Source organism: Acinetobacter sp. Tol 5, assembly GCF_019702905.1.
Taxonomy (GTDB): domain Bacteria; phylum Pseudomonadota; class Gammaproteobacteria; order Pseudomonadales; family Moraxellaceae; genus Acinetobacter; species Acinetobacter bereziniae.
On the sequence record NZ_AP024708.1, the window covers coordinates 4,097,980 to 4,113,134 of the forward strand.

Below are 15,155 nucleotides of genomic sequence, written 5' to 3' on the forward strand. Positions count from 1 at the left end.
ACATAAAACATACCATCAAAAAAAGCGCCCTAAGGCGCTTTTTAATTGTGGTCATTACTTCGCACTATACCAATCAAATAGATTAAATAAGTAAGGTGCATAGGTCACGATCATTAAGGCAGAGAACAAGACCACGATTGGTAAGATCCAACGCTCATAACGATAGTAGAAGCTGGTATATTTTGCTTTCGCTTCAGCGTCAGCGGCGGCGACTTCAGCATCGCCCACAGAGAGCCTCGTCAGCAAATGATTCAGTGCAACTGGTGGCGTCACATAACCGAACTCGAATGCAACCAATACAATCATCCAGAAGTGGATTGGATGGATACCATTATCAAATGCAACTGGCGCAATCGTTGCAGCAACCAGAATCACCGCACCGAATGGATCTGTTGTCATCCCGATCATTGCAAGCAATAACGCCATAAAGCCAAGCGTTACCAAGATACTGCCCAGATGCGTTGGAACCATGGTCACGATTTCGCTACGCTCAATCAAACCACCCACACTCGCAGACAATGCCATCAGGATAATCAGCGCACCAATATGTCCTACACTCTCAGAAGTCGCAAAACGAATCGCACTGCGGAAACCACGCTTAGTTTCTGCGGTATCTCCATGCTCACGTAAGTACTCTGAATTCTTTTCATGTTCCAGCGCAAGTGCTTTATTCGGATTTTCTGGAATTGGTAATTTATTGCCAAATAATTTATCAAACAAGATAAATGCCAACAGCATGATTGGAAGAATAACAGGTGCAGTAAACTCATCCATTTGCGTGTCTAAACCGAACTTATAGAAGCCGATCACAACTGCAACAATCAAAATATATGGGATCACAGGTAAAAATGCGCGCAACATACCTGGAACTGCAACTTTTGGTGAGTTAATGCGGAATTTATTCTCTGCAAGGAACAATGACACCCCAAGGAAAATAAATGCAGTTAACCAGAATACATAGATACCGTGATCAAATAACTCATCAGAAGTGACATGGCGGCTATCAAGCATCGAAATTAAAATCACCAACAGACATGGACGTAATACCACACCCAATGAACCTGACATTGCTGAAACAGCCAATGCATATTGACGGCGTGCACCAGAATTCCATACTTCTTTATAGATGATCGCACCCGCGGCAACAACGAAGATACCCGATGCGCCAGTATAGGCTGTAGGAATTGCAGCACCAATCAAAATGATCCAAGTCAATGTTTCTGGCGCCAAGTTCCAAGGGCGTAAAATCGCCAAGAACAAGTCCATGACTCGGGTTTGAGTCAGTAACATCCCCGCCCAAATGAACAGCGCTAAGTTCAGGAAGATATTAGAGAACTCAGTCAATAAGCCAAGGTAAATCCCTTGTCCCATTGGATAGTCCATAAAGAATGTAAAGGCAATACCCGTTACAATCGCCATGAAGGCATATAAAGGAATGCTGAGCAGTGCTAGTCCAAAATTCCCACCTTCTTCGGCTGTTTCAGGTGTGCGGAATAATTTATACAGGCTAATCACGGTGAGGACGGTAAATAGAATCATCCACAACCAGTAGACACCGATGGTTTCCAGTGTAGATTCTACACCTGAGTTTTGTACGGAACGATACTGGCTAATTACCGAGAAACTGAGCAATGCATTACCAAGCACCATTGCAACGTTATAAACTTTAAAATCAAGTTTGGTTCGTGCAGGGCGTAAACCAATATGATGCATTTTTAATGATGCTGTGATTGCAGCAATCACTACCATCAAAATTAAAATCAGGACGCGATGTTCAGAGCCCCATTTCAATATCCAGAAAAAGCCCGTTTCCATTGAACGATAAGTACGAATGGATGGATGATCTTCCATATGCTTCATTGACTTATCATAGAACGCATATTTTTGTTCACAATCAGTCTGGGCTGAAACAAATGACGCTCGGACATCCGCCTCAGGTGTTAACCCGAAAAACGCAGCATCAGGATCACTGGCTTCCTGTTGCATTTTTTCTTTTACCAGCTTATCGATGTCTAGATTGCGATCACATGAAGGTTGTTTTGGTTCGGCACGTAAAAAGGAATATTGCATTCCTATTTTTTCGTCTCCATACAGGCGTTCGCCTAAACGGAGCATTTGCCCATGGATCATATCCCCTGTCCCAATAATCAAGGTCAGCAGGAGTAGAATAAGGATGGAAAAGGTTGAGAACCACTCATTCCAGAGATAACTGAGTAGACCTAATCCCGATCTATTATTTACAGGTTCTTGCATTGTTATTCCAGTTTTAAAACCACTATGCAATTGCTTGCATAACTTATCTTTATTATTAGGTCAGAGGTAAAATCCTTTACCAATACCCATTCCTATCGGTACATCTTAAATTTGCCGTAATTTTCCTAGAAAAAACATGACAAAGATTAATTTTTTTGGCGACCTTTTTGTCAACTCACCTCTAAATTTATAATTTAATATGAGAAAAAATCAGTGTTTATCTATTATTCTTACTAAAATACGCTGAATGCCTGAAGAATCAAGAACAAAAGCAGATCAAAATTAATCAATTGTAAGAAGTTAATATTTTTGTCTCCCCTTACAATATTACTTATTCTTTAAAACATTAAAATGAAAAACCAAAGTTAAAATTGAACAAATACAGCCAAAAATGACACCTAGTAAATGAGCCTGCGTCAATACAGGATGACCAATCAATTGTTCTGTTTGTAGAGCGCCAAAGTGATATTCCCAAGCTATTTTTCCAAGGATGAGTAAGAGTAGTAATACAGCAAATTTACGTTCCTGTGGTTGTTGCAAACTCACAATTGCACAAAAAATAAATAAACCATGCAAAACACCCGACAAGCCTGCATAAGCGAAAATCTGAGGATAAAATAGATAGAAACAAAGACTGAGTAAAGGTGATAAAACCAGCAATAATAAAATTAAGACTTTTTGTTGAATGTTGGGAAATAGCAAAGGGAGACATGCCAAAGCCAACACATTTAAGCCATAATGAATCCATCCCACATGTACCCAATGCCCTGTCCACCAACGCCAAGGTTGAGTCAGAAATAAGTCTGATTGATAAATCAAGGCATTTTGAAAAAGCTGAAGAACTGCAAAAAAAGTGATGTTTAAACCAATAAACCAAAAATTCTCATTATGCTTCTGTTGGACCATACGACACCATAAAAAAGAAGAGCTATTGCTCTTCTTTGATTCTAACCAATCTATTCATTAGAAAGAAAATGAATGTTATGGATTATTTGCGGGTTCTTCTGTAGATGGAGCAGGATCTTCTGTTGGCGCAGGTAAGTCATTGAATAACTCGTCATCACCAGAGGAAGCTTGTTCATCCCAGAAAGTAGACATACCATCATCTGGCGCACGTACACCTGTATTTTCAGTCCAGTAACGATCTGCGATACCTTGGATCATCTGACCAGCCATACCATCTAACAATCTAAATTCAGGGTTAACAGGCTTATCATCAGCACGAGATGCAGCATAAGCTTTTAACGCAGATCGCAATTTTGTGTCATCACCGCTGGCTTGTGCAGCCACAGCATTCATTGCAAATGCCAAACGAACGCCTTTTTGTTCTGCAATTTGCATAGATTGTTGTAAGGTTTGTGTCGGATCTGGCTTACCATCTCCTGCACCTGGTAACAAGATCCAAATTACAGCACGGGTCGCCATTGGCGCACCCCAGAATTTGTTATTGTCTAAACATGTCATACCACGTTCAACAATTGCAGCAATATCTTTAGGCACATTCACTGCACCGCCAGAGTTAATATCATTGGTCATAGCCTGCAAGCCACTCAGTAAACCAATGAGATAGATGGTTTGATCTAAGTCCTTACGCATGGTTGGACAAGAGTCACCCAAGGTATATTTATATTTGGCTTGCCAACGTTCTGCAAATAACTGATAACCCGTGTATTGGCGTTCTGCTGCCAATGCTGCCCAGCGCTTTTGTTCTACACGCGCATCTTGCGCTTCTGTGACTTTACCGTCTTTGGAAGCACGTAAATATCTGAGTTCAGCATCCAAGGCGCGATTTTCTGCACACATTCCCGCAGCGGAATAGAGTAATACTGCCATACGGGTTGGATCTGCCCCCATATCTTTAGTTGCCATGATTGCTGGAGTTAATGCATTGCCAGAGTTACACGCCATATCAGTATCATTTCCCGCCAAAATTGGTGGAACGATATGCTTTTCACTAAATCCAAGTGCAACATTGGCACCTGATTTAACGACATATGAGCATCCTGATAATACAGACGAAGCAATCACAGCGGTCAGCATCAATTGACCAAATTTACGGGCCTTAGACATACTCCTGTCCTCTATATAATTGTGTTTATATCCTTTTTAAATAACAATATCAGATGCATTCTCTGAATAAAAGAGTAATTGCTCTAATTCTATCTGAACAATTTGACAGACTTCCTTGTGTATTCAATTGACCTGATCTTTTTTTTATAGAAATTTTAGGCAAAAAAAAGTAGCATTGCGACGGTTCAGCACATGCTACTTATTAAAAGGTAAACTCTATTGAGAGAGCTTATTGGTTTTAAACTTACTCGCGTTAACTTTGTTATCGTGAGCCTTTTCAATCTGTTCCCTCAGCATAGTTCCTAGTCTTCCAAATATAATTGCAAGCATGATTGCAACCACTAAGAACCAAAACGTATGAATTTCACCCATTTGGAAATTCCTCCTCGCTGTTGGTATTTTTAATTTACAGGTAGAAGTATGTTTTTGAAGAGATAATTGTCAGACAATTGCTGAATTGCACAATTTTTTATCCTTTTGGTCTAACAATGTGAACTAGATTGCCATTTTTTTAATTAAGAAATTGTTTTATCAGGATTAAATTTAACTTTAAAAATTTATATTTGTTAGACAATTATTGAAGTTTGACCCGAGATTTCAAAGATTTCCACGCCAAAATACTCATTTGATCCTGCCAAATAATCAAATTTGCATGTTTTTTTTCATTAAAATACACCACAACATAAAAACTATGATCAATCATGTGTTTGATCTGCACATGCTGTGCTTGTTGTAAATCCGTATATTGAATCACCCATTCAGCTAAATCCAATTGTGCCAAACTTTTTACCTGCCGATGTTTTCTCAACCATTTTAAACTGAGTAATCCCAACAACAGTAACAACAAACACAACCAAATATTCAAAATTTTCAGCCACAGAATAAACATCAATGCTAGGCATAAAAGCTGAAAACCCAGTGCAATCCGACTGGGTCTTAATTCATATCGCTGATGTTGACTTGATTCAGCCATGAACATAATGTTTTAACTTATTGATCAATACTCTTAACTCTGAACGTGGTGGTTCAGAAACCTCCATAAACCAATCGAGTAGGTCTGGATCTTCTTGATCAACCAATTCTTTAAATAAGGCTTTTTCTTGTGCATCCGCTTGTAAGTAATATTGTTTTACATAAGGGTCAAAATAAACATCAATCTCTTTTAGACCACGACGTGCGCGATAAATCACCTTACGCTCTTCTAAACTCATTTCTTCTGACATTTTTTACCCCAATGATTCAGTTCTGGCTTAGTTTACCTTATTCAACATTAATTTCGCGCTAAATTCTTTGAAATGACCAAATTCATCATTTAAAAATAAGTTTTGAGCATTCATCTCATTGCGGCAATTCGACATTTCACCTAATTTCAACTCACTAAAACTCATATGGATATTATAAAAATGCAATCAGGTGCAATTCGACCTCTAAGCAATATGTTGCCACGCCAATTATTTAATTCAGATCACGAGGCTTTTCGTGAAACTGTACGAAAATTTTATGAAAAAGAAGTTGTACCGAATATTGCAAAGTATGAGCAACAACAACATGTCGACCGTGACTTGTGGAATAAGGCTGGTGAACTGGGTTTACTTTGTGCAACCATGCCTGAAGAATATGGTGGTTATGGAGTTGATCGCCTATACAGCATGATCTTAATTGAAGAACAAGCCTATGCGATGGATTCTTCAACTGGCTTTTCTCTACATTCAGATATCGTTGCCAACTATATCAATAATTTTGGTAATGAAGCGCAAAAGAAACATTGGTTGCCTAAAATGGCATCTGGTGAAACCGTCACTGCAATTGCAATGACTGAACCGGGTACTGGATCTGACTTGCAAGGTGTTCGCACTACAGCCGTTCTGGATGGTGATGAATATGTCATCAATGGTTCTAAGATCTTTATTACCAATGGTTATCTTTGTGATATGGCAATTGTGGTCTGTAAAACAGGCAATTCTGATAAAGGTTCGGCAAACCTATCCTTAATTATCGTTGAAGCAGACCGTGCTGGATTTACCAAAGGCAAACCCCTCAATAAAATTGGGATGAAAGGTCAAGACACTTGTGAATTGTTCTTTGAAGATGTGCGAGTCCCGAAAAAAAACCTTTTGGGTATGGAAGGTATGGGCTTCATCATGCTCATGAAAGAGTTGGCTTGGGAACGTATGTTGGTGGCAATTATTTGTCAGGCGGGTGCAGAAGCCGCACTGGCGCATACCGTTCAATATACCAAAGACCGTAAAGCCTTTGGTAAACCGATTGGTGCATTTCAGAATACCCGTTTCAAACTTGCAGAAATGCGCACAGAAATTGATTTCTGCCGTGCTTATCTTGATCGTTGTATGGAATTACAACTTCAAGGAAGCTTAGGGGTCGATGCTGCAGCAGCGGCAAAATATAAAATTTCTGAACTATTTTCAAATGTTGTCGATGAATGTCTACAATTGCATGGTGGCTATGGTTATATGATGGAATATCCAATTGCTCGTGCATATATTGATAATCGTGCAAATCGGATTTATGCAGGAACCAATGAAATTATGAAAGAACTCATTTCACGCTCCTTATAATTGAAATGTTCTAATCAAGGAGCTTCGGCTCCTTTTTCTATAGCCAAGCTTTTTATAATTAAATTTTATCATCACATAAAAAAGGAGCTTACGCTCCTTTTTATTTCCAAATTAAATTAGGAAACCAGTTTAGGCTTTTTTGCTGCTTGCGCTTCCCGTTTGTGAAACTTTAAAACCCCATCATCAAACTTGGCATTTTTAAGCTCTTTACGATCTGCAAGATAATTATTGGTCACTTTCCAAGGCGCATGTTTACCTTGTTTTGGCATAACATCCGCAGCACGTGCGATATAGCCCGAGCTTAAGCTACCCATCACAGTATCTTCCATTAACTCTGTTGCATCACCTTGAGGAATCACTTCATCATAGCCTTTCTTGTCCATATAATTGACCAGACGACAGATATATTCTGCTGCAATATCAACTTTCAATGTCCATGATGCGTTGATATAACCAATAATCATCGCCATGTTTGGCACATCGCTGACCATCACACCCTGATACAACATATGTTGAGAAGTATTCATTGGCTTATTATCAATAGTAGCTTTAATACCACCTAAAATTTGAATTTCTAAACCTGTTGCTGAAACAATGATGTCTGCATCTAAATGCTTACCAGACTTGAGCTGAATACCTGTTTCAGTGATTCTTTCTATATGATCGGTTTCCACACTGGCTTTACCCGAACGTAAGGTTTTAAATAAATCACTGTCTGGAACAACACATAGACGTTGATCCCAAGGATTATAACTAGGTGTAAAATGCTTAATATCTGTTGTTGAGCCTTTTAACTGACGTTCAATTCGATTCAGTAAAAAACTTCTAACAATTTTTGGTTGGCTCTGTGCCAAAGCATATAAACCACGTTGAATGCCAATGTTACGTGCGCGAGTCAATTTATAGGCAATATCTTCTGGTAAAACTTTACGCATCTTGTCATAAACAAAATCAATTGATGGAATAGACGCAACATAAGTCGGTGAGCGTTGTAACATGGTCACATGACCTGCTCCACCTTTAGCCATTGCAGGAACTAAAGTAATGGCAGTTGCCCCACTACCAATAATCACTACTTTTTTACCTGTGTAATCTAAGTTTTCTGGCCAAAATTGTGGATTAACGAATTCACCTTTAAAATCATTTTTACCTGGATAGTCGGGTTGATACCCTTGATCGTAATTATAATAACCTGTACAGCCAACTACGAAGTTTGCGACCCAAGTTTGTAATTTTTGATTTTCATCTTCAATTTCTACAATCCATTTTTTAATTGAAGAATCATAATTTGCAGTACGCACACGATGATTAAAATGAATTTTATCTTTTAACTTAAACTCTTCAACAACTTCTGCAACATAACCTTTGATTGATGCGCCATCAGCTAATACATTGGCTTTTTGCCATGGTTTAAAATTAAAACCAAATGTAGACATATCTGAGTCAGAGCGAATACCAGGATATTTAAATAAATCCCACGTACCACCGAAGCTTGCACGACGTTCAATAATTTCAAATGAACGTTGTGGCGAGTTTTTAGAAAGATGTGCAGCAACACCGATACCAGAGATACCTGCGCCAACGATAAGAATATCAACTTGCTTTTCCATGTTCTTTTTATAACCTTTTTAAGAGTACATTTTTATTAAAGCATAAATTTGACAATACGCAATGTCAAGTTTGAATTTTTCTGACGAAATTTATGTCAATTGAGGACAAATTTAAAAAATTGTCTAACAATACAGGCACAAAAAAAGGTCGGTGAGACACCGACCTTTTTCGAACAACCGATTGTTCTATGACGTAAGTAATTAGTTTACTTCACGATCCACAAGCTCTACATAAGCCATCGGCGCAGCATCACCTGCACGGAAACCAGCTTTAAGAACACGTAGATAACCGCCGTTACGTTCTTTGTAACGAGGGCCAAGAACGGTAAATAATTTACCAACTGTTGCTGCTGAACGAGTACGAGCAAACGCTAAACGACGGTTTGCTACAGTATCGTTTTTAGCTAAAGTGATTAAAGGCTCAGCTACACGACGTAACTCTTTTGCTTTAGGCACAGTCGTTTTGATTAACTCGTGCTCAAACAAAGAATTCGCCATGTTTTGGAACATCGCTTTACGATGGCTGCTGGTACGGCCTAATTTCACACCACTATTACGATGACGCATGGTGATAGTCCTACTTAATTAACGGCTACGATAGGCGAAACGATCGTCCATACGGAGACTAGCTGGTGGCCAGTTCTCTAAACGCATGCCGAGCTGTAAGCCCTTAGAAGCCAGAACATCTTTGATCTCAGTAAGCGATTTCTTACCAAGGTTAGGAGTTTTAAGCAACTCAACCTCAGTACGCTGTACTAGATCACCAATGTAGTAAATATTTTCTGCTTTCAAACAGTTAGCAGAACGAACAGTAAGCTCTAGATCATCAACTGGACGAAGCAAGATTGGATCAACTTCTTCACGTGGCTCTTGAGCAACTGGAGCTTGATCTTTCTGAAGATCAACAAAAATTGCAATTTGTTGTTGCAAGATTGTTGCCGCTTTGCGGATCGCTTCTTCAGGATCTACTGTTCCATTTGTTTCAAGATCAATGATCAGCTTATCAAGGTCAGTACGTTGTTCCACACGAGCGTTTTCAACTGTGTAAGACACACGTTTGATTGGGCTATAAGAAGCATCTAACTGTAGACGACCTACAGGACGCGTTTCACCTTCAGGGAAACGTGAGTCAGAAGTTTCATAACCACGACCTTGAGAAACTTTCAAGCGCATTTTTAATGAGCCTGAAGCACTTAAAGTACCGATCAAATGTTCAGGGTTAACCACTTCAACATTATGCGGTAAGCGAAGATCAGCAGCAGTTACATCGCCAGGACCTTGCTTTTCCAATGTTAAATATGCTTCGTTTTGATCGAACAGCTTAATAGACAATCCTTTTAGGTTCAGCAAGAGCTCGACGATGTCCTGCTGCAAGCCTTCTAAAGTACTGTACTCGTGCTCGACACCCTCTATTTCAACTTCTACCACAGCAGCGCCAGGTAAAGAAGACAATAGGATGCGACGTAAAGCATTACCAAGAGTATGACCGAAGCCACGCTCTAATGGTTCAAGAATCACTTTTGCCGAGGTCCCGCTTGCCGCTTCGACCTTGATCGCTTGCGGAGTTAGAAACTCGTTTGCAGTACGCGTCATTATTGCTACCTCAAGGATTATTTAGAATACAATTCTACAATCAAGCTTTCGTTGATTTCAGCAGGTAAATCAGAACGATCAGGTGCAGCTTTAAATGTACCTTCAAGTTTTGAATGATCTACGTCAATCCAAGCAGCTGTGCCACGTTGAGCAGCTAATTCAATTGCGTTTTTGATACGTAATTGTTGTTTAGCGCTTTCGTGAACTGCAATCACGTCACCCGCTTTAACTTGGATAGACGCGATGTTAACACGACGACCATTTAAAGTGATTGAACGGTGAGATACCAGCTGACGAGCTTCTGCACGTGTAGAACCAAAACCCATGCGATAAACAACGTTATCGAGGCGGCTTTCAAGCAATTTCAACAAGTTTTCACCAGTTGCGCCTTTAACACGAGCAGCTTCTTTGTAGTAATTACTAAATTGACGCTCTAAAACACCGTACATACGACGTACTTTTTGTTTTTCACGTAATTGTAGTGAATACTCAGATTGTTTAGCACGGCTTTGGCCATGTTGACCAGGAGCTTTAGCAGATTTTTTTGTTTTGACGTCAAAAGGTTTAACGCCAGATTTTAATTGCAGGTCTGTCCCTTCGCGGCGAGAGAGTTTGCATTTTGGACCAATATAACGAGCCATGAATGTTTCTCCTTACACGCGACGTTTTTTAGGTGGACGGCAACCGTTGTGCGGAATCGGAGTCACATCGGTAATGCTGTTAATTTTATAACCCACTGCACCTAATGCACGAACCGCAGATTCACGACCTGGACCAGGACCTTTAACAAGGACGTCCAAGTTTTTCAAACCGTAATCTAAAGCAGCTTTACCAGCAACTTCAGCAGCTACCTGAGCAGCAAACGGAGTTGATTTACGTGATCCACGGAAGCCTTGTCCACCTGAAGTAGCCCAAGCCAATGCATTACCTTGACGATCAGTAATCGTAACAATGGTGTTATTAAAAGAAGCGTGAATGTGTGCAACACCTTCAGAGACGGTACGGGTGACCTTCTTGCGTGTGCGAGTATCTTTAGCCATCTTTTAGCTTCCAGAAATCTTATTTCTTAATAGGTTTGCGCGGACCTTTACGGGTACGTGCGTTAGTTTTGGTGCGTTGTCCACGAACAGGCAAGCTGCGACGATGACGAAGACCGCGGTAGCAGCCTAAATCCATTAAACGTTTAATGTTCATGGAAATTTCGCGACGTAAGTCACCTTCGGTAGGAACCTTAGCAACTTCAGCACGAATCGCATCAAGCTGAGCGTCATCTAATTCACGGATTTTAGTCGTAGTTGCAATACCAGCAGCAGCTAAGATGCTCTTAGCAGTGTGGCGACCAATACCAAAAATATACGTGAGAGAGATAACAGCATGCTTGTTATCCGGAATGTTTACACCGGCAATACGAGCCATTCAAATTTCTCCAAAAAGGCAGTAGAGATAATCAACCGCCCCACAAAAATCTTGAGGGGCGGATAATAACCTAATTAGCCTACTGAAATCAACAGGTCTTAATTAAATTAACCTTGACGCTGCTTATGACGAGGTTCTGCGCTGCAAATTACGCGAATAACCCCATTACGACGGATAACTTTACAGCTACCACAAATTTTCTTTACAGAAGCTTGTACTTTCATGATGAAACCTTCTAAGTGCGCTTATCCCTTAGGATGAGCAGTCGTTTTTCTCATTAACGATTGATTGTCATATTGATGCGAAGTGAGATGGGCTTGAAGCTGAGCCATAAAGTCCATCACAACCACAACCACGATAAGCAATGAGGTACCACCCAAATGGAATGGAATACCGAAAGAGCTTTGTAAAATCATCGGCATTAAACAGATGACCGTGATATAGATTGCACCAATAAACGTCAAACGATTAAGAATATGATCTAAGTAACGAGCAGTTTGCTCACCTGGGCGAATACCAGGTACGTAAGCTCCACTGCGTTTCAAGTTCTCTGATACTTCTTTCGGGCTAAATACAAGCGCCGTATAGAAATAACAGAAAAAGATAATTAACGCACCGAAGAGCACTAAATACAACGGTTGTCCAGGCGATAATACCAATGCCAAATCTTGTAGGCTACGTTTTACAATTCCTGCATTTGGATCAGCACTGCCTAACCATTGTCCTAAACTTGCAGGGAACAACAATAACGAACTTGCGAAAATTGCTGGAATTACCCCTGCCATGTTGATTTTCAATGGCAAATGCGTTTGCTGTGCAGTAAATACACGACGACCTTGCTGTTTTTGTGCATAGTTTACAGGTATGCGACGTTGAGCTTTCTCAATAAACACAATTGCGGCTAAAACAGCAACTGATAGCAATCCAAATACAGCCAAACCAATAAGACTGGATTGACCATTATCTACCGAAGTAAATGCTTGAATCACTAAGTTCGGTAAACCAGCAACAATACCTGCAAAGATAATCATTGAGATACCGTTACCGACACCACGTTCAGTAATCTGCTCACCTAACCACATCAGGAACATAGTACCTGCAACCAACGATGTTAGTGCTGGAACGTAAAAAGCCAGTCCAGAAGTCAAAGTAATCCCTTGACTAATCAGACCAGCACACATCCCGATACCTTGAACCAATGCAAGCAATAGAGTGCCGTAACGCGTATATTGATTGATCTTACGCTTACCTTGCTCGCCTTCTTTCTTCAATGCTTCTAACGAAGGAACCACTGTAGACATTAACTGCACAATAATGGATGCAGAAATGTATGGCATGATCCCTAACGCAAGAATGGACATTCGTTCTAATGCTCCACCCGAGAACATATTAAACAAACCTAAGAAAGTACCTTCATTAGCTTTGAAAAAACGTTCTAGAGCAACATTATCAATACCTGGCAGCGGAATATGCGCTCCTAGTCGAAAGACCACCAATGCGCCAATCAAGAACATTAATCGGCGAATAATTTCACGGTATTTCACGTGAAATGGCTGACCTTTCATCATGTTAACATGACCTGTAGAACTAGGAGACATAGTCACTCGCGATTACTCCTCGACTTTACCGCCAGCAGCTTCAACAGCAGCTTTAGCGCCTTTAGTCAATGCAACACCTTGAACAGTGAATGCACGAGTGATTTCACCAGAAAGAACGACACGAGCACGTATCATATCTTTACGTACTACATTCGCAGCTTTCAAAGTTTCAAGTGAAACGATATCACCTTCAACTTTAGCAAGTTCAGACAAACGTACTTCAGCAGTTTTCAAAGCCAATTGGCTTGTGAAACCGAATTTAGGTAAACGACGATATAACGCAGTTTGACCACCTTCAAAGCCTGGACGAACGCCACCGCTTTTACGTGATTTTTGACCTTTGACACCACGGCCACCAGTCTTACCAACGCCAGAACCGATACCACGGCCTAAACGACGGTTTTCACGTTTTGCACCTTCAGCAGGTGCAAGCTCATTTAAACGCAGAGTCATGGCTTATTCCTCTACACTAACCATATAGTAGACTTTGTTGATCATACCACGGTTAGAAGGAGTATCTACCACTTCTACTGTATGACCAATACGACGCAGACCTAAACCTTGTAGGCAAAGTTTGTGATTTTTCAAACGATGCGAAGAAGATTTAGTCTGGGTAACTTTAATCGTTTTCATGATTGATTACCCTAAAATTTGTTCTACTGAAAGACCACGTTTCGCAGCAACTTTCTCAGGAGAAGTCATATCACGCAAACCGTTAAAAGTCGCGTTTACAACGTTAGCTGCGTTAGTAGAACCATAGCACTTCGTCAATACGTTACGTACACCAGCAGCTTCTAAAACCGCACGCATAGAACCACCAGCGATTACGCCAGTACCTTCTGATGCAGGTTGCATGTAAACACGGCTAGCGCCATGACGAGCATTAATAGGATGTTGTACAGTACCATCAACAAGATCAACAGTGATCATGTTGCGGCGTGCAGCTTCAAGTGCTTTAGAAATAGCAGCTGGAACTTCACGCGCTTTACCGCGACCAAAACCTACACGACCATTACCATCACCCACAACAGTTAATGCTGTGAAAGAGAAGATACGACCACCCTTAACAACTTTGGCTACACGATCAACGGCAACCAGCTTTTCAACAAGACCTTCGTTTTGTTCAACTTTAGCCATGATTAGAACTCCAAGCCGTTTTCACGAGCAGCATCAGCCAAGGCTTTGATACGACCATGATATTTAAAACCAGAACGGTCAAATGCAACTTTAGTTACACCAGCAGCTTTTGCACGTTCTGCGATTAAAGCACCTACTTTAGTAGCTGAATCTACATTACCAGTAGTTCCGCTACGTAAAGATGCATCCAAAGTAGAAGCTTGCGCTAATACTTTGCCACCATCTGCAGAAATAACTTGAGCATAGATGTGACGCGGCGTGCGGTTTACACACAAACGAGTCGCACCCAATGCACGAATGTGCAAGCGTGTGCTTTTCGCACGACGCAAACGGGATTGTTTCTTTTCGTTCATAAGAACCTCGCGCCTTATTTCTTCTTAGCTTCTTTACGAAGTACAACTTCGTCAGAATAACGAACACCTTTACCTTTATAAGGCTCTGGCGGACGATAACCACGGATTTCTGCAGCAACTTGACCTAACAATTGCTTGTTAGCTGATTTCAAAATGATTTCAGTAGCAGTCGGAGTTTCAGCAGTTACACCTTCTGGAAGAGCGTAATCGATTGGATGAGAATAACCAAGGTTAAGGTTTACAACAGTACCTTTAACCGCAGCTTTATAACCAACACCGATCAGTTGTAACTTACGTTCGAAGCCTTCGTTAACACCTTTAACAAGGTTATTAAGAACAGCGCGAGCAGTACCAGCTTGCATCCAAGAATCACGAGATTCTTTAACTGGAGCAATATGAAGTTGACCTTCTTCCTGTTTAAGCTCGACCAGCGCATGCAGGTTGAAAGACAACGTACCTTTGCTGCCTTTCACTTCGACCTGCCGGCCGTTCTGAGTAACTGCTACACCGTTAGGTACAGTTACTGGGGCTTTAGCCACACGAGACATG

The 15,155-nt window shown here is 40.7% G+C and carries 20 protein-coding genes; 1 reads left to right on the top strand and 19 read right to left on the bottom strand.

Translation table 11 applies throughout. The features are described 5' to 3' along the window. Positions 1 to 54: 54 nt before the first annotated feature. The 6 genes from TOL5_RS19000 to TOL5_RS19025 all read right to left on the bottom strand — a co-directional run bounded on the left by TOL5_RS19000 (position 55) and on the right by TOL5_RS19025 (position 5,546). Positions 55 to 2,253 (bottom strand): TRAP transporter large permease subunit, encoded by a 2,199-nt coding sequence (locus TOL5_RS19000; protein ID WP_004825161.1) that lies wholly within the window; start codon positions 2,251 to 2,253, stop codon positions 55 to 57. A 327-nt stretch (positions 2,254 to 2,580) separates the two neighbouring features. Beyond that, positions 2,581 to 3,159, bottom strand: a complete 579-nt coding sequence (gene rrtA, locus TOL5_RS19005; RefSeq protein ID WP_151781603.1) for a rhombosortase — start codon at positions 3,157 to 3,159, stop codon at positions 2,581 to 2,583. 75 nt (positions 3,160 to 3,234) lie between these two features. Continuing rightward, on the bottom strand, positions 3,235 to 4,323 hold the full coding sequence (locus TOL5_RS19010) for a hypothetical protein (RefSeq protein WP_151781604.1): 1,089 nt from the start codon (positions 4,321 to 4,323) through the stop codon (positions 3,235 to 3,237). Between the two features lie 216 nt (positions 4,324 to 4,539). Further along, a complete protein-coding gene (locus TOL5_RS19015) occupies positions 4,540 to 4,695 on the bottom strand; it encodes a hypothetical protein (RefSeq protein WP_004825168.1) in 156 nt (51 codons plus the stop codon). Positions 4,696 to 4,897: 202 nt separating this feature from the next. Further along, positions 4,898 to 5,296: a hypothetical protein gene (locus TOL5_RS19020; RefSeq protein ID WP_009586036.1), complete on the bottom strand. Its 399-nt coding sequence runs from the start codon at positions 5,294 to 5,296 to the stop codon at positions 4,898 to 4,900. After that, entirely contained in the window at positions 5,289 to 5,546 is a 258-nt protein-coding gene (locus TOL5_RS19025; RefSeq protein WP_151781202.1) for a succinate dehydrogenase assembly factor 2, read from the bottom strand. Before TOL5_RS19025 ends, TOL5_RS19020 begins: the two co-directional genes overlap by 8 nt. A gap of 180 nt (positions 5,547 to 5,726) precedes the next feature. On the opposite strand from TOL5_RS19025, the gene TOL5_RS19030 reads away from it, so the two are divergent. Continuing rightward, positions 5,727 to 6,899 carry an acyl-CoA dehydrogenase family protein gene (locus TOL5_RS19030; RefSeq protein WP_151781203.1) on the top strand — a complete coding sequence of 391 codons (1,173 nt, stop codon included), beginning with the start codon at positions 5,727 to 5,729 and terminating at the stop codon, positions 6,897 to 6,899. A 116-nt stretch (positions 6,900 to 7,015) separates the two neighbouring features. Here TOL5_RS19030 and TOL5_RS19035 read toward each other — a convergent pair whose 3' ends face one another. From TOL5_RS19035 to rplF, 13 genes are all read right to left on the bottom strand, one after another. Next, positions 7,016 to 8,509, bottom strand: a complete 1,494-nt coding sequence (locus TOL5_RS19035) for a flavin-containing monooxygenase (protein WP_009586044.1) — start codon at positions 8,507 to 8,509, stop codon at positions 7,016 to 7,018. Between the two features lie 201 nt (positions 8,510 to 8,710). Then, positions 8,711 to 9,076 carry a 50S ribosomal protein L17 gene (rplQ, locus tag TOL5_RS19040; protein WP_004281488.1) on the bottom strand — a complete coding sequence of 122 codons (366 nt, stop codon included), beginning with the start codon at positions 9,074 to 9,076 and terminating at the stop codon, positions 8,711 to 8,713. An 18-nt stretch (positions 9,077 to 9,094) separates the two neighbouring features. Further along, positions 9,095 to 10,102, bottom strand: a complete 1,008-nt coding sequence (locus tag TOL5_RS19045) for a DNA-directed RNA polymerase subunit alpha (protein WP_004650465.1) — start codon at positions 10,100 to 10,102, stop codon at positions 9,095 to 9,097. 17 nt (positions 10,103 to 10,119) lie between these two features. Beyond that, the gene (gene rpsD / locus TOL5_RS19050; RefSeq protein WP_004825175.1) at positions 10,120 to 10,743 is read right to left on the bottom strand and encodes a 30S ribosomal protein S4; all 624 of its coding nucleotides are present in this window, start codon (positions 10,741 to 10,743) and stop codon (positions 10,120 to 10,122) included. Between the two features lie 12 nt (positions 10,744 to 10,755). After that, entirely contained in the window at positions 10,756 to 11,142 is a 387-nt protein-coding gene (rpsK, locus tag TOL5_RS19055; RefSeq protein ID WP_001040166.1) for a 30S ribosomal protein S11, read from the bottom strand. Positions 11,143 to 11,161: 19 nt separating this feature from the next. Beyond that, positions 11,162 to 11,518, bottom strand: coding sequence for a 30S ribosomal protein S13 (rpsM, locus tag TOL5_RS19060; protein ID WP_004825176.1), 357 nt, complete (start codon positions 11,516 to 11,518; stop codon positions 11,162 to 11,164). Positions 11,519 to 11,625: 107 nt separating this feature from the next. Next, positions 11,626 to 11,742, bottom strand: coding sequence for a 50S ribosomal protein L36 (gene rpmJ / locus TOL5_RS19065; protein ID WP_000867907.1), 117 nt, complete (start codon positions 11,740 to 11,742; stop codon positions 11,626 to 11,628). 21 nt (positions 11,743 to 11,763) lie between these two features. Then, on the bottom strand, positions 11,764 to 13,083 hold the full coding sequence (secY, locus tag TOL5_RS19070) for a preprotein translocase subunit SecY (RefSeq protein ID WP_171064902.1): 1,320 nt from the start codon (positions 13,081 to 13,083) through the stop codon (positions 11,764 to 11,766). Between the two features lie 45 nt (positions 13,084 to 13,128). After that, positions 13,129 to 13,569 (bottom strand): 50S ribosomal protein L15, encoded by a 441-nt coding sequence (rplO, locus tag TOL5_RS19075; protein ID WP_004825179.1) that lies wholly within the window; start codon positions 13,567 to 13,569, stop codon positions 13,129 to 13,131. Positions 13,570 to 13,572: 3 nt separating this feature from the next. After that, the gene (rpmD, locus tag TOL5_RS19080) at positions 13,573 to 13,749 is read right to left on the bottom strand and encodes a 50S ribosomal protein L30 (RefSeq protein ID WP_004825182.1); all 177 of its coding nucleotides are present in this window, start codon (positions 13,747 to 13,749) and stop codon (positions 13,573 to 13,575) included. 6 nt (positions 13,750 to 13,755) lie between these two features. Next, on the bottom strand, positions 13,756 to 14,253 hold the full coding sequence (gene rpsE, locus TOL5_RS19085; RefSeq protein WP_004825184.1) for a 30S ribosomal protein S5: 498 nt from the start codon (positions 14,251 to 14,253) through the stop codon (positions 13,756 to 13,758). A gap of 2 nt (positions 14,254 to 14,255) precedes the next feature. Beyond that, positions 14,256 to 14,606 (bottom strand): 50S ribosomal protein L18, encoded by a 351-nt coding sequence (gene rplR, locus TOL5_RS19090; protein WP_004725713.1) that lies wholly within the window; start codon positions 14,604 to 14,606, stop codon positions 14,256 to 14,258. Positions 14,607 to 14,620: 14 nt separating this feature from the next. Further along, positions 14,621 to 15,154, bottom strand: coding sequence for a 50S ribosomal protein L6 (gene rplF / locus TOL5_RS19095; RefSeq protein WP_004725711.1), 534 nt, complete (start codon positions 15,152 to 15,154; stop codon positions 14,621 to 14,623). Position 15,155: the final 1 nt, after the last annotated feature.